21 protein-coding genes are annotated in these 20012 nt (G+C 75.9%); 13 read left to right on the forward strand and 8 right to left on the reverse strand.

The genetic code is table 11. The features are described from left to right. Nucleotides 1-26 precede the first annotated feature (26 nt). Nucleotides 27-425: a YchJ family protein gene (locus ACK586_RS15045; RefSeq protein WP_409331302.1), complete on the reverse strand. Its 399-nt coding sequence runs from the start codon at nt 423-425 to the stop codon at nt 27-29. A 122-nt stretch (nt 426-547) separates the two neighbouring features. Here ACK586_RS15045 and ACK586_RS15050 point away from each other — a divergent pair, with 122 nt between their 5' ends. Then, nucleotides 548-880: a PspC domain-containing protein gene (locus tag ACK586_RS15050; protein ID WP_409331303.1), complete on the forward strand. Its 333-nt coding sequence runs from the start codon at nt 548-550 to the stop codon at nt 878-880. 9 nt (nt 881-889) lie between these two features. Here ACK586_RS15050 and ACK586_RS15055 read toward each other — a convergent pair whose 3' ends face one another. Then, nucleotides 890-1084, reverse strand: a complete 195-nt coding sequence (locus ACK586_RS15055; protein ID WP_409331304.1) for a hypothetical protein — start codon at nt 1082-1084, stop codon at nt 890-892. Between the two features lie 374 nt (nt 1085-1458). On the opposite strand from ACK586_RS15055, the gene ACK586_RS15060 reads away from it, so the two are divergent. Beyond that, on the forward strand, nt 1459-2340 hold the full coding sequence (locus tag ACK586_RS15060; protein ID WP_409331305.1) for an SGNH/GDSL hydrolase family protein: 882 nt from the start codon (nt 1459-1461) through the stop codon (nt 2338-2340). 128 nt (nt 2341-2468) lie between these two features. Next, a complete protein-coding gene (locus ACK586_RS15065) occupies nt 2469-3449 on the forward strand; it encodes an isopenicillin N synthase family dioxygenase (protein WP_409331306.1) in 981 nt (326 codons plus the stop codon). 136 nt (nt 3450-3585) lie between these two features. Here the strand turns inward: ACK586_RS15065 and ACK586_RS15070 are convergent, their stop codons facing one another. Continuing rightward, a complete protein-coding gene (locus ACK586_RS15070) occupies nt 3586-4197 on the reverse strand; it encodes a pyridoxamine 5'-phosphate oxidase family protein (RefSeq protein ID WP_409331307.1) in 612 nt (203 codons plus the stop codon). Beyond that, nucleotides 4194-5558: an FAD-binding oxidoreductase gene (locus ACK586_RS15075; protein ID WP_409331308.1), complete on the reverse strand. Its 1365-nt coding sequence runs from the start codon at nt 5556-5558 to the stop codon at nt 4194-4196. Before ACK586_RS15075 ends, ACK586_RS15070 begins: the two co-directional genes overlap by 4 nt. 94 nt (nt 5559-5652) lie before the next feature. Between ACK586_RS15075 and ACK586_RS15080 the strand changes: the two genes are divergently transcribed. The 6 genes from ACK586_RS15080 (at nt 5653) to ACK586_RS15105 (ending at nt 11267) form a co-directional block, all read left to right on the forward strand. Then, nucleotides 5653-6618, forward strand: a complete 966-nt coding sequence (locus ACK586_RS15080; protein ID WP_409331309.1) for a PDR/VanB family oxidoreductase — start codon at nt 5653-5655, stop codon at nt 6616-6618. Continuing rightward, complete coding sequence (locus ACK586_RS15085; RefSeq protein WP_409331310.1) at nt 6615-7865, forward strand: amidohydrolase family protein; 1251 nt, start codon at nt 6615-6617, stop codon at nt 7863-7865. Before ACK586_RS15080 ends, ACK586_RS15085 begins: the two co-directional genes overlap by 4 nt. Nucleotides 7866-7980: 115 nt before the next feature. Further along, nucleotides 7981-8769, forward strand: a complete 789-nt coding sequence (locus ACK586_RS15090; RefSeq protein ID WP_409331311.1) for an ABC transporter ATP-binding protein — start codon at nt 7981-7983, stop codon at nt 8767-8769. Continuing rightward, entirely contained in the window at nt 8766-9686 is a 921-nt protein-coding gene (locus ACK586_RS15095) for an ABC transporter permease (protein WP_409331312.1), read from the forward strand. Before ACK586_RS15090 ends, ACK586_RS15095 begins: the two co-directional genes overlap by 4 nt. 80 nt (nt 9687-9766) lie before the next feature. After that, nucleotides 9767-10948, forward strand: a complete 1182-nt coding sequence (locus ACK586_RS15100) for an ABC transporter substrate-binding protein (RefSeq protein ID WP_409331313.1) — start codon at nt 9767-9769, stop codon at nt 10946-10948. A 115-nt stretch (nt 10949-11063) separates the two neighbouring features. After that, a complete protein-coding gene (locus ACK586_RS15105; protein WP_409331314.1) occupies nt 11064-11267 on the forward strand; it encodes a hypothetical protein in 204 nt (67 codons plus the stop codon). Here ACK586_RS15105 and ACK586_RS15110 read toward each other — a convergent pair. Further along, a complete protein-coding gene (locus ACK586_RS15110) occupies nt 11264-11923 on the reverse strand; it encodes a hypothetical protein (protein ID WP_409331315.1) in 660 nt (219 codons plus the stop codon). The genes ACK586_RS15105 and ACK586_RS15110 overlap by 4 nt on opposite strands. Nucleotides 11924-12122: 199 nt before the next feature. Between ACK586_RS15110 and ACK586_RS15115 the strand changes: the two genes are divergently transcribed. Continuing rightward, complete coding sequence (locus tag ACK586_RS15115; RefSeq protein ID WP_409331316.1) at nt 12123-12761, forward strand: PilZ domain-containing protein; 639 nt, start codon at nt 12123-12125, stop codon at nt 12759-12761. A gap of 7 nt (nt 12762-12768) precedes the next feature. On the opposite strand, the gene ACK586_RS15120 is transcribed toward ACK586_RS15115, so the two are convergent. Next, nucleotides 12769-14151, reverse strand: coding sequence for an amidohydrolase family protein (locus tag ACK586_RS15120; RefSeq protein ID WP_409331317.1), 1383 nt, complete (start codon nt 14149-14151; stop codon nt 12769-12771). A 45-nt stretch (nt 14152-14196) separates the two neighbouring features. Further along, on the reverse strand, nt 14197-15516 hold the full coding sequence (locus ACK586_RS15125; protein WP_409331318.1) for an amidohydrolase family protein: 1320 nt from the start codon (nt 15514-15516) through the stop codon (nt 14197-14199). A gap of 95 nt (nt 15517-15611) precedes the next feature. Here ACK586_RS15125 and ACK586_RS15130 point away from each other — a divergent pair, with 95 nt between their 5' ends. The 3 genes from ACK586_RS15130 to ACK586_RS15140 all read left to right on the forward strand — a co-directional run bounded on the left by ACK586_RS15130 (nt 15612) and on the right by ACK586_RS15140 (nt 19488). Beyond that, nucleotides 15612-16529: a creatininase family protein gene (locus ACK586_RS15130; RefSeq protein WP_409331319.1), complete on the forward strand. Its 918-nt coding sequence runs from the start codon at nt 15612-15614 to the stop codon at nt 16527-16529. Beyond that, entirely contained in the window at nt 16526-19240 is a 2715-nt protein-coding gene (locus ACK586_RS15135) for an MGH1-like glycoside hydrolase domain-containing protein (protein ID WP_409331320.1), read from the forward strand. Before ACK586_RS15130 ends, ACK586_RS15135 begins: the two co-directional genes overlap by 4 nt. 83 nt (nt 19241-19323) lie before the next feature. After that, nucleotides 19324-19488 (forward strand): hypothetical protein, encoded by a 165-nt coding sequence (locus tag ACK586_RS15140; RefSeq protein WP_409331321.1) that lies wholly within the window; start codon nt 19324-19326, stop codon nt 19486-19488. A gap of 10 nt (nt 19489-19498) precedes the next feature. Here ACK586_RS15140 and ACK586_RS15145 read toward each other — a convergent pair whose 3' ends face one another. Continuing rightward, nucleotides 19499-19867: an ArsC/Spx/MgsR family protein gene (locus tag ACK586_RS15145; RefSeq protein WP_409331322.1), complete on the reverse strand. Its 369-nt coding sequence runs from the start codon at nt 19865-19867 to the stop codon at nt 19499-19501. Between the last annotated feature and the right edge of the window lie 145 nt (nt 19868-20012).

The raw sequence follows: 20012 nt of genomic DNA on the forward strand, positions 1-20012 counted from the left end.
CGCCTGCGTGCGGGCGGGTGGCCGGATCAGGGCCGCGAGACGCCGTCGAGGTAGTACCAGCGGCCGTCCTCGCGGAGGAACCGGCTGGCCTCGTGCTGGGCGCCGCGCCTCGTGCCGCGGCCCCCCTCCCGGAGGTAGGAGGCGCGGAACTCGACGGTGCCCTCGGTCGCAAGGATCCCGCCGCCGGTGGTCGCCAGGACCTCCAGGGCGAGCCAGCGCACCCCCGGGTCGAGGTCGAGCGAGCCGGGGCGGGTGCGCGGGTGCCAGGTGGCCAGCAGGTAGGCGGCGTCGCCGACGGCGAAGGCGCTGTAGCGCGAGCGCATGAGCTGCTCGGCCGTGGCCGCCACCGCGGTCGCGCCGTGCAAGCGTCCGCAGCACTCGCCGTAGGTCAGGCCGGTCCCGCAGGGGCAGCGTCGGGAAGCCACCGGACCAGTGTCCCCGCGCCGTTCCCCGACCCCGGCTCAGGGTCTGCCCGGAGTGCGGGACCCGGGACGGTTCCGGGCGCTCCCCGATGGGCACCGCCGCGGACGCCCGGCAGGCTCGTGCCATGACCTCGACCGTTCCCCCCACCGCCCCGCACGACGACCGGCCGCCGGCCGCCCCGGCCGGGCCGCGGCTGCAGCGCGGCCGCACCGACACGATGCTCGGCGGCGTCTGCCGCGGGCTGGCCGACGCGACCGGCATCGACGTCGTCCTCTGGCGCGTCGGGTTCCTCGTCCTGGCCCTCACCGGCGCCGGGCTCCTGGTCTACCCGCTGCTGTGGGTGGTCCTGCCGGCGGCGCCGCTGCCGGCCGGCGCCTCGCCCGCACCGCTGGACCCGTTCGTCGAGCGGTTGCACGTCCGGCTCACCGGCGCGCTCTCCGGCTCCCGGCGGCGCTGACCGGGGTGCTCAGCGGCGGGCGGCGAGCTGTCCCGCCGCCCGGACGACGTACACGACCGCCAGCACCAGGAAGGCCGCGCCCAGCGCGGCACGCACGTGGTCGACGTCCAGTCCCGCGCGGCGCGCCACCGGCGCGGCGACCGCGTCGGCCACCCGGCCCCGCCACCCCTGCAGCCCGGCCTCGCCCATCGAGATCGCGTCCATGCCCGGCGCCCTACCCGCGCCCGGCCCGGAGTAGGCGCCGGCCGGGTGCGCCGCGGCCACCGTCCAGGGACGGACGCCGAGGGAGCCGGCGGAGCCGGGCAGCCGGCGGGCGCGCCTTCGACGCCGAGCGCCACCCCGGCCGCGGCGGCACCCGTGCCGCGGCCGGACGCGCTCCGGTGGGCCCGCGGTGCACGTCGGCGCGGTCGCCGTCTCCGGCGGCGTCACGGTGCGGACCGAGCCGCCGGAGCACCCGGGGCCGACCGGGGACCGACCCGCCCGCCGCGGCAGCCGGCCGATCCCGGGAGAGGGCGTCACCTCCGGCCGGGTGGGGCGTTGTACGGGGGGACCTGCCCCCGGCTCCACCGGAGTAGCCCGTGCGCCGTCCCCACGTCCGTCTGCTGGTCCCCGCCCTCGCCGCGCTGGCGCTGCTCCTGGGCCTCGCCGCGCCCGCGGCGGCGACGCCGCGGCCCGCCCACCCGCCGCAGCCGCTGGACTACGTCGCCCTGGGCGACTCCTACAGCGCCGCCTCCGGCGTCCTCCCCCCGGACCCGACCGCCGCGCCGCAGTGCCTGCGCTCGACCCGCAACTACCCGCACGTGCTCGCGGAGCGGATCGGCGCCCGGCTGACGGACGTGACCTGCGGCGGCGCCGACACCGGCGACTTCACCACCGCGCAGCACCCGGGGGTGCCCCCGCAGCTGGAGGCGCTGAGCCCGGAGACCGACCTGGTCACCATGACCATCGGCGGCAACGACAGCAGCGTGTTCATCAACTCGATCCTGCAGTGCGGAGCCGCCGGGCTCTCGACCCTCGGCCAGGGCAGCCCGTGCCGCGACCGCTACGGCTCCTCGTTCGAGGACACGGTGCGCACCACGACCTACCCGGCGCTGGTCCGGGCGCTGAGCGCCGTGCGCGCCGCCGCGCCCAACGCCCGCGTCGCGATCCTCGGCTACCCGTGGATCATGCCGGCCTCGGGCGGCTGCTACCCGCTCATGCCGGTGGCCACCGGTGACGTCCCCTACCTGCGCAGCCTGCAGGCGACGCTGAACGACGCGGTGCGGCGCGCGGCCGAGGAGACCGGCGTCCGGTACGTGGACATGAGCCGGGTGTCGGAGGGCCGGGACGCCTGCCGGCCGCTCGGCGTCCGCTGGGTGGAGCCGGTGCTGGTCGGCAGCAACCCGGTGATCGTGCACCCCAACGCGCTGGGCGAGGCCGCGATGGCCGAGCAGGTCCGGCAGGTCCTGCGGCTGCGCTGACGGGCGCGGAGGAGATCCGTCGGCGTCACGACATCGGCGTCACGCCGACGGATCTCCTCCGGTACGCGGGCGAAACACCGCGCTGGTTGCCTGGGCCGGCCGACCGCGACGCGCACCCGGGAGCCCCGATGACCAGCCGCCTGACCGAGCTCGACCGCGAGGCCCGCATGGGCGCGCTGGGCACCGAGACCAGCACCCGCGAGGTGCGCCGGATCAGCCTCGCCGACCTGCCGGCCCGCCGCGCCGAGGTCGCCGACGAGCTGTGGGCCGCGGCCACCGACATCGGCTTCTTCCAGGTCGTCGACCACGGGATCGCGCAGGAGGAGATCGACGGGGCCTTCGCCGCGGCCGAGGCCTTCTTCGCCCTCCCCGCGGAGGTCAAGGCCCGGCGTCCGCTGGACAAGGCGCTCAACGCCGGCTGGGAGTCCAAGACGCAGGTGCGGCCCTCGATCGGCACGCCCGACGAGAAGGAGTCCTTCCAGATCACCCGGCCGCACATGGCCGGCCGCTGGCCGACCGCCGAGGAGCTGGCCGGGTTCGAGCAGACGATGCTGGCCTTCGAGGCGCGGTGCCGGGCCGTGGCGATGGACGTCCTGTCCTGCTTCGCGCCCCGGCTGGGCCTCGGGGAGGACTTCTTCGCCGGCGCCCACGACCCGTCGGCGCCGGGATACCAGAGCACCCTGCGGCTGCTGCACTACTTCCCGGTGTCGCCGGAGACCGCCGCCCGCACCGACCTGTGGCGGGCCGGGGCGCACACCGACTTCGACTGCCTGACCCTGCTGTTCCAGCGGGCCGGTCAGGGCGGGCTGCAGGTGCTGCCCGGGGCCGAGGCCGAGGGGCAGGCGTGGACGCCGGTGGAGCCCTCCGACGACGCGATCACCTGCAACATCGGCGACATGCTGACCCGCTGGAGCGACGGCGTCCTCCCGTCGAACTTCCACCGGGTCAAGGCGCCCGGACCCGGCGATCCCCTCGGCTCGCGCTACAGCATCGCCTTCTTCGCGCAGGCCGACCGCGACGTCGTCATCGAGAGCCCGGCCGGCACCTATCCGCCGATCTCCGCCGGCGACTTCATCCTCGAGCGGATCCGCGCCAACTACGGCGGTTGACCGCTGCTGCGGGCCCGGTCCGCCGCGGCACTGCCGCCGTGTCGCCGCGGGTGCCGCGCTGCAGCGCGGCACCGGGCACCGGTCCGCGGCACTGCCGCGGCGCGGTGCCCGGCCCGGCACCACCACCGGCGGGTGCTCACCCCGGCAGGGGGCGGCAGGACCACCGCCCGTCGGCGCGCACGTACTGCAGCCGGCGGCTTGCGGTCTCCGCCGACGCCGCCCAGAAGGTCATCTCCCGGGGCCGCAGCCGGTAGCCGACCCACGAGCCGGCCGGGCCGTCCCCGGCGGGGCCGCAGGCGCCCCACCGCGCCACCCGCTCGGCGAGCGGCAGCCCGGCCAGCTCCGCGGTGTTCAGCTCCGCCAGCCGGCGCAGGTAGTCGCTGCGAGCCGCCCACGCCGCGGCCGCCTGCTCCGCGCCGTCGTCCACCACGTCTCCGCGGACCACCAGCTGCCGGCCGAGGTCCGGCCACAGGACGACGAGGGCCGCCCGCGGCTCGGCGGCCAGCTCGGCGACCTTCCGGCTGTCGCGGTGGGTGTGGAAGGCGAAGCCCGACCCGTCGAACGCGCTGAGCAGCACGGTGCGGGCGGCGGGGTAGCCGTCGGCGCCGATCGTGGCGAGCGTGACCCGCGGCCGCTCGGGGTCGTCGTCGGCCGGCAGCCACGCGCGGGCCAGCGCGAGCGGGTCGGCCGGGGGAGGGCCGTCGGCGTGCACCTCCCAGCCGGGGACCGTCCCGGGGGGAGCGCTCACCGGATGGCGCCCTTGGTCGGGCCGTCGTAGTCCGGGTTGAGCTTGCCCGGGTTGAGCAGCCCGTGCGGGTCGGTGCTGCGGGCGGTCTCGATCGTGCGGCCGAGCTCGAAGTCGACGTTCCACTGGTGCGGGTCGTGCACCCCCACCCCGAGCGCGCCCAGCGCCCGGATGCCGTCGCGGACCTGCTCGGGGCTGCGGTAGACCCCGGCGAGCATGCCGATCGGCACGGTGTGCCCGGCCTCGACGTGCAGCAGCCCGCCCTCGTAGACGGCGTGCACCTCGTCGATCCGCTCGACCAGGGCGTCGCCGGAGACCTCGACGTGGAAGAACACCCCGGGCCGCGACTTCTGCAGCCACTCGATCGGGTGGTTGTAGCTGAGCATGCTCAGCGACAGCGCGACCTGGGCGCCCTCCCGGACGGCCTCGACCCGCCCGCCGGCGCCCTCGACCAGCGCGGTGGCCGCCGTGACCGTGCGCGCGTCGGCGATCATCCGCAGGCTGGCGCGCCCGGCGGGGAACGCCGGGTCCGGCGGCAGGGTGGCGGTGATCTCCGGGGTGTCGGCCGAGACCAGCCGCGGCAGCGGCTGCAGCCGGCCCAGCTCGCGCAGCACCGACAGCGCGCGGCGGAAGTCCGGAAAGCTCGCGTACACCCCCCGCCAGTCCTGCAGCGGCTCCAGCCGCACCGTCGCCCGGGCGATCACCCCGGCGGTGCCGTAGTTGTGCACGTACCGCTGCGCCTCGTCGCCCTCGACGTGCACGAGCGCCGGGGAGCCGGTCGCGTGGACGACGTCGAGCGCCAGCACGAAGCCCATGTCGTTGGAGCCGTGCGCGATGGTGCCCGTGCCGCCGGAGCCACCGCCGAGGAACCCGCCCAGCGACGACTGCGCCGTCGAGGGGTACATCCACAGCTGCTGGCCGGTCTCGGCGGCGGCCCGCTCCAGCACCACCATCGGGGTGCCCGCCTCGGCGGTGATCCAGCCGTCGCCGAGCTCCACCACCGCCCGCGCGCGGGACAGGTCCAGCACCAGCCCGCCGGCCATCGGGATCGCCTGGCCGTAGTTCCCGGTGCCCTTGCCCCGCGGCGTCACCGGGACGCCGTGCCGGACGGCCGCGGCGACCACCGGCCCGACGTCAGCGGCGGTGGCCGGCCGGGCCACCAGGTCGGCGACCCCGAGCGGCAGCAGCTCGGAGATGATCGGGCTCATCCGCGCCCCGTCGACCGAGGCGCGCTCCCGGGCGCGCAGGTCGGCGGTCACGCCGCGCGCCCCGAGCAGGGCCACCAGCTCGGCCTCCAGGGCGGTGAGCGCGGCGGGGGACGGGGCCGGGGTGCCGAGGGGGGCACGGGCGGGGGACACGGTCACCGGGCCAGTCCAGCCGGGCGGGGTTCCGCCCGTGTCACCTCCGTGTCACGTCGGTGGGACACGTTCGGCACGAGGCTCTGCTCGGATCGCCGCCGTGAGCTTCTTCTCCGACGTCGAGCGGGACCTGCTCGTCGACGCCCGCACGGACCTGGCCGACGGCGTGGTCGCGCTGGACCTGGTCTCGCACAACGGCCGCGACCTGCCCGCCTGGACGCCGGGCTCGCACATCGACGTGGTGCTCGCCCCGGGGCTGGAGCGCCAGTACTCCCTGTGCGGCGACCGCGCCGACCGGTCCCGCTGGCGGATCGCGGTGCTGCGCGAGGAGAAGGGCGGGGGTGGGTCGCTGGCCCTGCACGACGACGTCCGCGTCGGGCAGACCCTGCGGGTCCGCGGCCCGCGCAACCACTTCGCCTTCGAGGTCACGCCCGGCACGCGGTACCGGTTCGTCGCCGGCGGCATCGGCATCACCCCGCTGCGCGCGATGGTCGCCGAGGCCGCGGCCGCGGGCGCCGACTGGACGCTCGACGTCGCCGGCCGCTCGCGGACCACCCTGGCCTTCGCCGCCGAGCTCGCCGCCGGCCACCCGGACCGGGTCCGGGTGCACGCCGCCGACGAGGGGCACCGGCTGGACGTGACCGCCCTCCTCGGCGCGCCGCGGGAGGACACCGCCGTCTACGTCTGCGGCCCGGCGCGGCTGATCGACGCCGTGACCGACGCGACGGCGGGATGGCCGCCCGCCGCGCTGCACGTCGAGCGCTTCACGGCCAAGGAGTTCGGCGAGCCGGTGTGGCCCGGCCCGTTCGAGGTCGAGCTCGCGCTGTCGGGCGGCACGGTGACGGTGCGGCCGGGGGAGTCGGTGCTCGACGCGGTGACCGGGTCCGGCGCCGTCGTCCTCTCCTCCTGCCGGGTCGGGACGTGCGGCACCTGCGAGACGCCGGTGCTGGAGGGCGCGGTCGAGCACCGCGACTCCGTGCTGACGCCCGCCGAGCAGGCCGACGGCGCGGTCATGATGGTCTGCGTCTCCCGCGCCGCGGGCCCCCGCCTGGTGCTGGACCTGTGACCCTCCTGCTGACCGGCGCGAGGGACCTGGACGGGCGCCGGGTCGACGTGCGGGTGGACGGGCCGCGGGTCGCCGCCGTCGCCCCCGCCCTGCCGCGGGAGCCGGGGGACGAGGTCCTCGACCTGGCCGGCTCGTGGCTGCTCCCGGCGCCGGCCGAGCCGCACGCCCACCTGGACAAGGCGCTGACCAGCCACCGGGTGCCCAACCGGACCGGTGACCTGGCCGGCGCGATCGAGGCGATCCGGGCCGTCGCCGCGGACTTCACCCACGAGGACCTCGTCGACCGCGCCACCCGCGCCGCGTCGGAGTACCTGGCCCACGGGGCGACGGCGATCCGCACCCACGCCGACGTGGGGGTGCACGCCGGCACCCGGCACCTCCGGGCGCTGCTGCAGGTGCGCGACGCCCTGGCCGGGACCGTGACGGTGCAGGTGGTCGCGCTGGTGTCGGCGCCGGGCACCGCCGAGGAGGCGGCGGCCGCCCCGCGCCTGCTGGCCGAGGCGCTCGACCTGGGTGCCGACGTCGTCGGCGGCGCGCCGCACCTGTGGGCCGACCGGGCCGCCGGGCAGGCGCTGTCCTTCGACGCCGCCGTCCGCGCCGGCCTGCCGCTGGACCTGCACACCGACGAGACGCTCGACCCGACCGCGCAGGGGCTGCTCGACCTGGCCCGGCGGGTGACCGCGACCGGCTTCGACCGGGGGGTGACCGCGAGCCACTGCGTGAGCCTCGGCGTGCACCCGCTCGACGTCGCCCGGGACACGGCCACGGCGGTGGCCCGCGCCGGCATCGGGGTGGTCGCGCTGCCGCAGACCAACCTCTACCTGCAGGGCCGCGACGTCCCCGTCGCCCCGCCGCGCGGGCTCACCGCCGTCCGGGCGCTGCTGGACGCCGGCGCCACCGTCGGCGCCGGCGGGGACAACCTGCGCGACCCGTTCAACCCGATGGGCCGCGCCGATGCCTGCGAGGCGGCGTCGCTGCTGGTCACCGCCGGGCACCTGTCGACCCGCGAGGCCTGGCTGGCGGTCAGCGCGGGCGCGCGGCGCTGCATGGGGCTGCCCGTCCCGGCGGTGACCGAGGGGGCGGCCGCGGAGTTCGTGGCGATCGCGGCCGAGAGCCTGGACGCCGCCGTCGCCGGGGCCGGCACCGAGCGGGTCGTGCTGTCCGGGAGCCGGGTGGTCGCCACCACCCGGGTGCGCCGCTCGGTGGCCCCGCTGGGGTCCCCGGGCAGCGCCGTGGCCAGGTCGTGATGCGGGGCGAGCGGCGTTCACCGCCGCAACACACCCACGAAACAGGCAGCACGGAGGGTGAGGTCCGTCCGCACCACGGGCCGGCGAGGCCGGTCCCCGAGCCCCGGAGCCGCCCGTGAGCGCACCCGCGCCGAGCAGGCCCGCCGGATCCCGGCCGGCCGCCGCGACCGATCCCCGGGTCCTGCACTTCCGGGACGTCGCCAAGACCTTCCCCGACGGCACCGTCGCCCTCGAGGGGGTCGACCTCGACATCCGGCGGGGGGAGTTCGTCACCGTCGTGGGCCCCTCCGGCTGCGGGAAGAGCACGCTGCTGCGGATCGCCTCGGACCTGTCCCCGGCGACGTCGGGGGAGGTGCAGGTCGACGCGCAGCGCATCGGCTACGTCTTCCAGGACGCCACGCTGCTGCCGTGGCGCTCGGTGCTGAAGAACGTGCAGCTGCTCGGTGAGCTGCACGGCATGGGCCGCCGCTCGCTCGAGCAGGCGTCGCGGGACGCGATCGACCTGGTCGGGCTCACCGGGCACGAGAAGAAGCTGCCCCGCGAGCTGTCCGGTGGCATGCGGATGCGCGCCAGCCTGGCCCGCTCGCTGACCCTCGACCCGGACCTGTTCCTGTTCGACGAGCCCTTCGGCGCGCTCGACGAGATCACCCGCGAGCGGCTGAACGACGAGCTGCTCGGCCTGTTCGCCGCCAAGCGGTTCGGCGCGCTGTTCATCACCCACTCGGTGGGCGAGGCCGTCTACATGTCGACCCGGGTCCTGGTGATGAGCGGCCGGCCGGGGCACGTCGTGGCCTCCTTCGACGTCCCGTTCGGCCCCGACCGCGACCCCGAGCTGCGGTTCACCCCCGAGTTCGCGGCCCTGTCCGGCGAGATCTCGCACGCGCTGCGGGAGGGCCACCGGTGACCGCGACGCACACCGACCAGCGGGGGAGCGATGTGACCACCACCGAGCAGGACAGCGGGACCGTCGCGGCCCCGGAGGAGCTGGTTCCCGCCGGGACGGCGACGCCGGTCCGCCGCCGGCGTCGCCGCGGCGGCCGGTGGCTGGACGTCGCCGCCCCGGTCGCCGTGTTCGCCGCCCTGATCGGGCTCTGGTACGCGATCACCTACCTGCTGCTGGACCCCGGCCGCCGCTTCCTCATGCCGCCGCCGCAGGACGTGATCACAGAGGCCTTCCTCGACGGCCCGACGATGGAGAAGATCGGCACCGCGCTCTGGAACACCGTCGAGGTGACCTTCACCGGCCTGGCCATCGCCATCGTGATCGGCATGGTGTGGGCCGTGGTGATGAGCCAGGCGACGGTGGCCGAGCGGTCGCTGTTCCCCTACGCCGTCGCGCTGCAGTGCATCCCCATCCTGGCGCTGGTCCCGCTGATCGGCTTCTGGTTCGGCTACGACTTCCCCGCGCGGGTGATCGTCTGCGTGCTGATCGCGCTGTTCCCGATCGTGTCCAACACGCTCTTCGGGCTGCAGTCGGTGGACCGCAGCCAGCACGAGCTGTTCGACCTCCACGGCGCCGGCCGGCTCACCCGGCTGGTCAAGCTGCAGTTCCCGGCCGCCATGCCGGCGATCTTCGCCGGCTTCCGCATCTCCGCCGGGTTGTCGGTGGTGGGCGCGATCGTCGGCGACGTCTTCTTCCGGCAGGGCCAGGCCGGCCTGGGCATCCTGCTCGACAACTTCCGCTCGCGGCTGCAGGGGCCCGAGCTCTTCGCGACGATCATCGTCGCCGCGCTGCTGGGCATCGCCACCTTCGTCGTCTTCGGCTGGCTCGGCAGGCTCGCCGTCGGCCGCTGGTACGTCACCGGCCGCGACCCGGCCTGACGCAGGACCACCCCGCCCCTTCACGTACGGCGCCCCGCTCCGCGGGGACGCCGTCCCACCCCACCCCTGGAGGAGTTCCCGTGCGCAGGACCCGCACCTCGATCGGCCTCGCCGCAGCCGCGAGCCTCGCCCTCGTCCTCTCCGCCTGCGGCGGGGACGACGACGGGGGCAGCGGCTCCGCGGCGCCCGCCGGACCCAGCGGCGACGTCGGCGAGACCGACCTGGCCGCCGCCGGTTGTCCCGACACCGTCGTGATCCAGACCGACTGGAACCCCGAGGCCGAGCACGGCGGCATCTACCAGCTGGTCGGCGACGACTCCGCGATCGACGCCGGCGCCAAGTCGGTCACCGGCACGCTGGTCGACAGCGAGGGCGCCAGCACCGGCGTGCTCGTCGAGGTGCGGGCCGGCGGTCCGGCGATCGGCTTCCAGGCCGTCAGCGCGCAGATGTACTCCGACGACGCCATCACCCTCGGCTACGTCGACACCGACGAGGCGATCCAGCTGTCGGGCAGCCAGCCGACCGTCGGCGTCCTCGCCCAGCTGGAGAAGTCGCCCCAGATGATCATGTGGGACCCGGAGACGTACCCCGACGTCGACGAGATCGCCGACCTGGCCGGCACCGACGCCACGGTCCGCTACTTCGAGGGCTCGGCGTACATGGACTACCTCGTCGGCGCCGGCATCCTGCGGGAGGACCAGCTCGACGGGAGCTACGACGGGACGCCGGCCGCCTTCGTCGCCTCCGACGGCGCCGACGCCCAGCAGGGCTACGCCAGTGCCGAGCCCTACATCTACGAGAACGAGGTCGACGCCTGGGGCAGGCCGGTCGAGTACCAGCTCGTCCACGACGCCGGGTTCCAGGTCTACGCGTCGTCGCTGTCGGTCCGCGCCGACCAGCTCGAGGCCCTGTCGGGCTGCCTGACCGAGCTCGTCCCGCTCATGCAGCAGGCCGACCTGGACTACATCGACGACCCGGCCGGGGCGAACGAGCTGATCCTCGAGCTGGTCGAGCAGTACGACACCGGCTGGCAGTACAGCGAGGGCGTCGCCGAGTACTCGGTCGCGACCATGGACGAGCTCGGCATCTCCGGCAACGGCGAGGACGACACCCACGGCAACTTCGACGAGGCCCGGCTGCAGACGCTCATCGAGCAGACGACGCCGATCTTCACCGAGCAGGGCACCCCGCCGGCCGAGGGCCTCACGCCGCAGGACATCGCCACCAACGAGTTCATCGACATGTCCATCGGAGCCGTCTGACCGCGCCCGTGTCCCGGGTCTCCTCCGGCGGGGGGAGACCCGGGAACGAGCGGGGCCCGTGGCGGCGTTGTCCTCCGTGGATGCGCTCGCCGGAGCGCGCGAGCGAGGAGAAGAGATGGACTACCTCAAGCGGCTGCAGGACGAGCGGCCGGTGCTGTTCTGGGTCGTCCTGCTGGCGGGCTTCTACTTCGCCTTTCAGGTCCTCCTGCTCGTGGCCTCGCTCCTGCTCGGCGGCTTCTCGCTGCCGGCGTGGGCGCCGCTGGCCCTCGTCCTCGGCGGCCTCGTGCTGGTCGCCCGCCGCCAGCAGGGCTCCCGCTAGCCCGGCGGCGGCAGGTCGCCGGCCGCCGCGGCGGTGATCCGGGGCAGGGTCAGCATCGCCTTGAGCGATCCGAGCAGCCCCAGCCCGGCGACCGCGGCGGCGCACCAGGCCCCCGCGCCGACGCGGCCGGCGTCCCAGCCGGCCTCCGCGAGCAGCACCAGGACACCGGCGACGGCCGGGGCCGCCGCCGCCAGGGCCAGGACCCCCGCGACGCGGTGGGTGCGCGCCCGCCGCCAGGGGAGCAGGCCGGCCAGCAGCAGCGCGGTCCCGGCGGCCACGACGGCGACCGGCGGCCACGGGCCGTCCTCGAGCAGCGCCGCGAACCCGGGCGCCTCGAGCCCGTCCCGCATCAGCGACGCGCCCAGCGCGCCGTCGGCATGCGTCCACGGCAGGACGAGGCTCGCCGCCGCCGCGCCGCCGGCCCCGAGCAACGCCACGCCCGCGACGGGGTCCCGCCGCCGCAGCACCACGAGCGGCGCGGCCGGGGCGCCGGCGCGGATGCTCTCGCCGTCGTCCTCGTCGCCCTCGCCGTCGTCCTCGTCGTCCGGCTCGGCCGGGAAGCCGAGGATGTCGGGCGCGGCGGGCCCGTCCGGCCCCGGCGGCGCCGCCTGCGCGGTGTTGCCCTCGAACCGGTGGAGCCGCACGCGCAGGGTCATCGGGGCCTCCGACAACGACAGGGGCACGGGGAGGTGCCCCGGACGCAGGATAGGTCTGCCGCCCCGTTGCCGGTACCGGAACGGCCCGTACCCGTCGGCGCGCCGCCTCCCACCTGCGGGGCGGCGCTGACACGCTGGTCGGACACGACGGGATGGCGTCCCGCCAGCCGCGTCCGCCGACAGGGACGGAGATCCTGAGATGAGCGAGCCCCACCGGGACCGGCCGCCGGCGAGCGCCGCGGCTGACGTGGCCCTGATCACCCGCGCGGTGACGGTGGCGGCCGGCGTCGAGTCCTCCGGGAGCGACGTGCTGGTGGTGCGGCCCGAGGGGCTCCTGCCCGGGACGTCGGTCGGGCCGGGCGATCTGGTCGAGGTCTACTGGGCCGGGACCGAGGAGGAGCGCTCCCTGCCGGCGAAGGTCACCGAGGTGTCGGGGAACGGGTCGCCGCTGTGGCACCTGTCGGTGACCGGTCCCAGCGCCCGGAGCCGACGGCGCAAGGCGGTGCGGGCCGCGGCGGTCCTGCCGGTGACCGCTCCGTGGGCGGGCGGGCAGCTGGCCGGGGTGACCGAGGACGTGAGCGAGGCCGGTCTGCGGGCCCGGGTCGACGGGTGGGGCCTGCCGCCCGACCACGGGACGATCCTCACCGTCGCGATCGCCCTCGGCGAGCAGGACGTGGTCACGGCACGGGGCCGGGTCGTCCGGCTGCAGGACCGGGCAGGGGAGTGGGTGATCTCGCTGGAGTTCACCGACCTGCCCGAACGTGACGCCGATCGCGTGCGCCGGTCGGTGTTCGCCGCGCTCCGCGAGCAGCGGGCCGCCGAGACCGCGGACGACTGACCCGGCGTCACCGCGTCGGTCGGTCCACCTGCGCCGCCAGCCGGGCCAGCCGCTCGTGCACCTGGTCGACCACCACCGGCGCCTGCGGGTCGCACAACCGGGCGCCGTCGGCCACCTGCTCGCCGCCCACCCACACCTGGTGCAGGTTGCGCAGCGAGCAGGCCAGCACGTAGGTGCCGTAGGCGTCCCAGACCGGCCCGGTGTCGGGGTCGCGCGGGTCGACGACGAGGAAGTCGGCGAAGCGGCCGGCCCGCAGCGTGCCCACCCGGTCGTCGATCCCCAGCACCTCGGCCGAGCCGCGGGTGTGCAGCTCGAGCACGTCGCGCACGGGCAGCGCGGCGGGGTCGCGCCAGGTCGCCCGGACCAGGGCCAGCCCGGTCCGCATGTTGGCGAAGGGATCGCTGACGTCGGTGCAGGACTGGTCGTCCAGCCCGATGCCCACCCGCATGCCGAGCTCCCGGATCCGGGGGACGGGCGCGACCCCGGAGGCCAGCCGGCCGTTGCTCATCGGCTGCCAGCTCATCCCGCAGCCGGCCGCCGCAGCCGCGGCGACGAGCTCGTCGGTGGTCTGGACGAAGTGGCCGAAGACCAGGTCGGGGCCCAGCGCGCCGGCCTCCTCGTACCAGGCGAACCGGGCGCGCTGCGCCTCGACGTCGTGCGGCGTCTCCAGGAAGTGCGGCTGGTTGAGCAGCCCGTGCCGGCGCATCGCCGCCACCTCGAGGTCGGCCGCGGAGGGATCGTCGGCCCACTGCACCGTGCCGCTCACGGCGACACCGAGGTGCAGCGCCGGATCGGCGTCCCCCGCGGCGTCCACGACGTCGTCCAGCTGGGCCAGCGCCTCGGCCGGGGCGACGCCGCCCTGGCCGAGCATGACGCTGTGCACGTGCCGCAGGCCTGCGTCGGCCTTGGCGCGCAGCTGGGCGTGGGTGAAGGCGGTGTCGGGCAGCGCGGCCTCGTACCGGGCCCGGTCGTCGCCGGTGCCGGCGGTGAAGGGCAGCCCGGCGGAGGTGAAGTCGTAGGCGGTGGTGACCCCGTTGCGCACGAAGTCCTGCGCGCCGTGCCGGGTCAGCCAGTAGACGTCGTCGGCGTCGGCCGCATCGGTGTACCGGGTCATCGCCTCGATCCAGCCGTACAGCGAGCGCTCCGTGCCCAGCCCGCGCGAGGCGGAGGTGAACAGGTGGCTGTGCGCGGAGACGAAGCCCGGCCCGACCAGCCGCCCGGGCAGCTCGAGGACGCGCGCCGCCGCCGCGACCAGGTCCGCGGGCGGGTCGCCGGGCTCGATCGCGGCGATCCGGCCCCCGCCGTCCACGGTGAACCAGCCGCGGAAGGGTTCGGGCCGCTCGGGGTCCATGGTCAGCAGCACGGCGTCGCGCACGAGGAGGCGGGTCACGCCCGCACGCTGCCCGGCCCGCGTTGCGTCCCGGTGACGCGCACGTCACCGGGGCGTGCGCGCCGCCAGCAGCTGCCGCAGCCGCCCGGCGACCCCGGCCTCGGGCGTCGTCTGCAGGACGCCGTCGCGGACCACCACCCGCCCGCCGACGACGACGTGCCGGGGCCGCCGCCCGGGGGAGGCCCACAGCAGCCCCGCGACCGGATCGGCCACCCCGGCGTCGGCCACCCCGGTGACGTCCCAGCACACGAGGTCCGCGCGGGCGCCGACGGCCAGCCGGCCGAGATCGGGGCGACCCAGGCCGTCGGCCGAGCCGCGGGTCGCCCAGCCGAGCACCTCCCGTGCGGCCACCGGCCGGCCCGCCACGGGCGCCACCTGCATCGCCAGGCGGGCGTCGGCGAGCAGGTGCCCGGCGTCGTTGGAGCCGCCGCCGCTGGTGCCCAGCCCGACCGGGACGCCCGCGTCGGCGAGCGCCGCCATCGGTGCCACGCCCCAGCCCATCGGCAGGTCGCAGCCGGGCGCGTGCGTGGCGGTCACCCCGCTCCCCGCCAGAGTGGCCACTTCGGCGGGGGCGACGTCGCAGAGGTGGGCCAGGGTCACGTCGGGCGCCAGCCAACCCCAGTCCGCCAGCAGCTCCAGCGGCCTGCGCCCGTACCGCTCGAGCGCCGCCACCACGTCCACCTGCTCGTTGGCCTGGGTGCGCCGGCGCAACCCGTGCCGTGCGGCGACGTCGGCGAGCAGCCGGAACGTCCGCGCGCCGTCGCTGTGCACCCCCGCCGGGCCGACGGCGACCTGCAGCACCCCGTCGGCGGTCACCCCGCCGTGCGGCACCAGGGCGGCGGCGATCGCGTCCGCCGAGGCGGCCGCGGCCTCCGCGGCGTCCCCGGCGCTGCCGCGCACGAAGACCAGCCGCGCGCCGGTCTCCCGCGCGGCCCGCGCCGCGGCCCGGGCCAGCGGTACGCCGCCGTCCGCCGCGTCGCGTGGCCAGGTGAGGTGGTGGTCGGCGACGGTGGTCACCCCGCACAGCAGCGCCTCGGCCAGCCCGGCCGACGCCGCGGCGTGCACGAGCTCCTCGTCGACGCCCGCGGCGGTGTACGCCGCGGCCATGGCCGGCAGCCACCGCGCCATCGGGACGCCGCGGGTGCCCGGCAGCGTGCGGAACGCGGTCTGCAGCAGGTGGTGGTGGGCGTTGACCAGCCCGGGCGTGACGACGCAGCCCGAGGCGTCGAGCACCGCGCCGTCCGCGTCGTCGGTCCCGGAGCCGATCGCGCTCACCCGGCCGTCGTCCCCGCAGGTGACGGTGGCGCCGGCGCGCTCCTCCCCGGTCCCGGTCCACACGGTGACGGCGGCGCGCACGCTGAGCACGGGGGAGGACCCTGGCAGGCCGGTGTTCCGGCCGCGTGACGGCGGGCCGCCCGCGCGACACCTGCCGGCAACGCGGCGTCCCTAGCCTGCCCGGGGTGGCGACCCGACTGCTCACCGAGCTGACCGCGCCGGCGCTGGCGGAGGCCCTGCGGCCCGACAGCGTGCTGGTGCTCCCGACCGGCGCGATCGAGCAGCACGGCCCGCACCTGCCGGTGGCGACCGACCTGATCACCGCGCAGTCGCTGGCCGAGCGGGCGGTGGAGCGGTTCGGCGACGAGCTGGACCTGTGGCTGCTGCCGCCGCTGGCGTACACGAAGTCCAACGAGCACGCCTGGTCGGCGGGCACCTTCTGGCTGTCCGCGCACACCCTCACCGCGGTGCTGCGCGACCTCGGCCGCAGCGTGGCCGCCACCCCGGCCCGGCGGCTGGCGTTCCTCAACGGCCACGGCGGCAACTCCGCGCTGCTGCAGGTCGTCGCCCGCGACATCCGGGTCGAGACGGGGCTGGCCACCTTCACGCTGCACCCGCGGCCGCCGGTCGATCAGGGCGGCACCAGCCCGGCCGGGGAGCTGGGCATGGGCGTGCACGGCGGGTTCGAGGAGACCTCCCTGATGCTGCACCTGCGCCCGGACCTGGTGGACATGGGGAAGGCCGGCCGGTGGGTGCCCGAGCACCTGGCGGGCTACCGGCACGTGCGCTTCGGCGGATCGGTGGCCTTCGGCTGGACGTCGGACGACTTCGGCCCGGACGGGGTCATCGGCGACGCCCGCGGGGCCACCGCGGAGGACGGGGCGCGACGGGCGGAGCAGGCGGTGGCCTACCTCGGCGAGGCGCTGGGCGAGGTGGCGCGCTTCGACCCCGCCCCGCCGACCGCGGCCGGAGGGTGGGCGGCACCGCGCGGACGGACGGCTTCGTCACGAGTCGACCCTCTGGTCCCCCCGACCACAGGAGACACGGACCGTGCCCGCGAGGTCACCGTCCGGGAACGTCCCCGTGGCACCGTGGGCCCGTGACCGCTGCAGCACCCGGCGTGCCGGACGACCCGCGCGCGGGCGGCACCCCGCCGCGCACCGCCGAGCACGACCGCCTGGCCGAGTCGGCCGGCATGGCGTCGCCGTGGCGCACGTGGGGCCCCTACCTGGCCGGCCGCCAGTGGGGGACCGTCCGCGAGGACTACTCCGAGGACGGCGACGCCTGGAACTCCTTCCCGTTCGACCACGCGCACGCCCGGGCCTACCGCTGGGGCGAGGACGGGCTGGGCGGCATCTGCGACCGCTTCGGCTTCCTCAACGTCTCCGTCGCCCTCTGGAACGGCCGCGACCCGATCCTCAAGGAGCGCCTGTTCGGCCTCACCAACGAGGAGGGCAACCACGGGGAGGACGCCAAGGAGTACTGGTGGGCCGTCGACGGCACCCCGACGCACTCCTGGATGCAGTGGCTCTACCGCTACCCGCAGGCCGAGTACCCCTACGCCCAGCTGCGCGAGGAGAACGCCCGCCGCAGCCGGCTCGAGCGCGAGTACGAGCTCGCCGACACCGGTGTCCTGGACGGCGACCGGTTCTTCGACGTCCAGGTCACCTACGCCAAGGCCTCGCCGGAGGACGTCTGCATCGTCGTCTCCGCCACCAACCACGGGCCCGAGGCGGCTCCGCTGCACCTGCTGCCGCAGGTGTGGTTCCGCAACACGTGGTCCTGGGGCGGCGACAAGCGGCAGGGCCGCATCGACCAGCTCCTCGCCCCGACCCTCACGGTGCCCGGCCTGGAGGCCGTCGAGTGCGAGCACGGCTACCTGGGGCGCTACGTGCTCGCGGCGGAGGGCTCGCCGGAGGTCCTGTTCTGCGAGAACGAGACCAACGCCGTCGCCCTCTTCGGCGAGCGGCGCAACTCCACGAGGTACCCGAAGGACGGCATCAACCGCCGGGTCGTCGCGGGCGACCGCTCGGGGGTCAACCCCGCCGACACCGGCACCAAGGCCGCGTTCTGGTACCGGTGGGACGCCGTCGCGCCGGGGGAGACGGTGACCGTGCGGCTGCGGCTGCGGCAGGCCGACCCGGACGACGCGGTGTTCGGCGCAGACTTCGACGCGGTGCTGGCGGCCCGGCGGGCCGAGGCCGACGAGTTCTACGGCACGGTCATCCACCCGGGCCTGTCCGACGAGGACCGGCACGTCGCGCGGCGTGCCTACGCGGGCCTGCTGTGGACCAAGCAGCTGTACCGCTTCGACGTCTCCCAGTGGCTGGACGGCGATCCGGACTTCTCGGCACCCGAGAGCCGGCGCAGGCGGGGGCGGCGCAACTCCGGCTGGCGGCACCTGGCGCTGGCCGACGTCATCTCGATGCCCGACGAGTGGGAGTACCCGTGGTTCGCCGCGTGGGACACCGCCTTCCACTGCATCCCGCTGGCGCACGTGGACCCGGACTTCGCCAAGGAGCAGCTGGTCCTCATGTGCCGGGAGTGGGCGATGCACCCCAACGGCCAGCTGCCGGCCTACGAGTGGGCCTTCGGCGACGTCAACCCCCCGGTGCACGCCTGGGCCGCCTGGCACGTCTACCGGATCGACGGCTACCGGGACCGGCAGTTCCTCATCCGGGTGTTCACCAAGCTGCTGCTGAACTTCTCCTGGTGGGTCAACCGCAAGGACGCGACCGGCTCGGGTCTGTTCGAGGGCGGCTTCCTCGGCATGGACAACATCGCCCTGTTCGACCGCTCCGCGCCGCTGCCGCCCGGCTACCGGCTCGAGCAGTCCGACGCGACGAGCTGGATGGCCTTCTACTGCCAGCAGATGTTCAAGATCGCCCTGGAGCTGTCCCGCTTCGACCAGGCCTGGGACTCGACCGCCACGAAGTTCCTCGAGCACTTCCTGTCGATCGCGCAGGCGATGAACAGCTTCGGCACGCACGAGGAGTCGCTCTGGAACGAGGAGGACGGGTTCTTCTACGACGTCCTCGTCGCCCCCGACGGCACCGCGGAGCCGCTGCGGGTGCGCTCGATGGTGGGCCTGCTGCCGATCCTGGGCGCCACCGAGGTGCCCGCGTGGATCCAGTCCGAGTGCCCCGACGTCGCCAACCAGCTGCGCTGGCTGCAGCGCCGGCGCCCGGAGCTGATGGGCCCGCTGCTGAGCCGGTCGGCGCCCGAGGGGCGCAAGATGCTCCTCTCGCTGGTCGACCGGGACCGGCTGGAGCGCATCCTGCGCCGCATGTTCGACACCGACGAGTTCCTGTCGCCCTTCGGCATCCGCTCGCTGTCGAAGGCGACCGGGCAGGTGTTCGCCCAGGTCGGCGGGCGCGACGTCTCCATCGAGTACGAGCCGGGTGAGTCGCGCACCAAGCTCTTCGGGGGCAACTCGAACTGGCGGGGACCGGTGTGGTTCCCGGTGAACGTGCTGCTCGCCGACAAGCTGCGCACGCTGGGCCGCTTCTACGGGGACTCGTTCACCATCGAGATCCCGACCGGCTCCGGGCAGCGCCGCACGCTGGTGGAGGCGGCCGACCTGGTCGACGGCAGCCTCACCGGGCTGTTCCGGCCGGTCGAGGGCAAGCGCCCGGCCGACGGCAAGCGGATCGAGGCGACCGAGTCGCCGCTGTGGCAGCGGCACCCGACGTTCAGCGAGTTCTTCGACGGCGACACCGGCGAGGGACTCGGCGCCTCCCACCAGACCGGCTGGACGGCGCTGGTCGCGCACCTGCTCAACCCGCGGCTGCCGCCCGACCCGCGCTTCTCCTGAGGCCGGCCGCCGGGACCCCCTGGACGGGGTGTTGTGGCGGCCCGGTGCCCTCGGCGAGCGTGGGGCACCGGAGGAGGTGCGCGATGCCGTGGTGGGCGTGGCTGGTCGGCTGGGCGCTGCTGTCGGCGGCGGGGGCCGTGTGGCTCGGGGCCGCCGCCTCCGTCGCTCGGCGCCGCGAGCACGCCCGCCGGGACGACGACGTCCCCGAGACCGCGGCGCGCCCCCCGTGGTGGACCGCTGCGGGGTGAGCCGCCGGCGTCAGTTCCCGGGGCGGGGAGCGGCCGCCACGACCTGGCGGAGGGTGTCGTCGTCACGGGCGACCCAGGCGCGGCCGTCGTCGCCGAGCACGATGGGCCGCTGGATCAGCCGCGGGTTCTCCGCGAGCACGCGGATCCAGGCGTCGGCGTCGCGCGGGGCGTCCCGCAGCCCGAGCTCCTTCGCGCGCGGCTCGGCCATGCGGGTGATGTCCCAGGGGTCCAGGCCCAGCGCGGCGAGGGCGGCGCGCAGCTCGTCCTCGGTCGGCGGATCGTCGAGGTAGCGGCGCAGGCGGTAGCCGACGCCGGCCTCGTCCAGCTGCGTCTTCGCGGTGCGGCACTTCGAGCACGACGGGGTGAACCAGACCTCCACGCCTCCGGACCCTAGGCGGCCGGGTCGGTCGACCGGGCGCCGGGGACTGGTGCCTGGTGCGGCATTGGGCATCTGGCCCCGGCCGAATTGCTCTTCTGAACCCGGGGGGTTGGGGCGGGGGCGTGTCCGGCGAGGTGCGCCCAGG

It is taken from the genome of Trujillonella humicola (genome assembly GCF_046233715.1).
GTDB lineage: Bacteria > Actinomycetota > Actinomycetes > Mycobacteriales > Geodermatophilaceae > Trujillonella > Trujillonella humicola.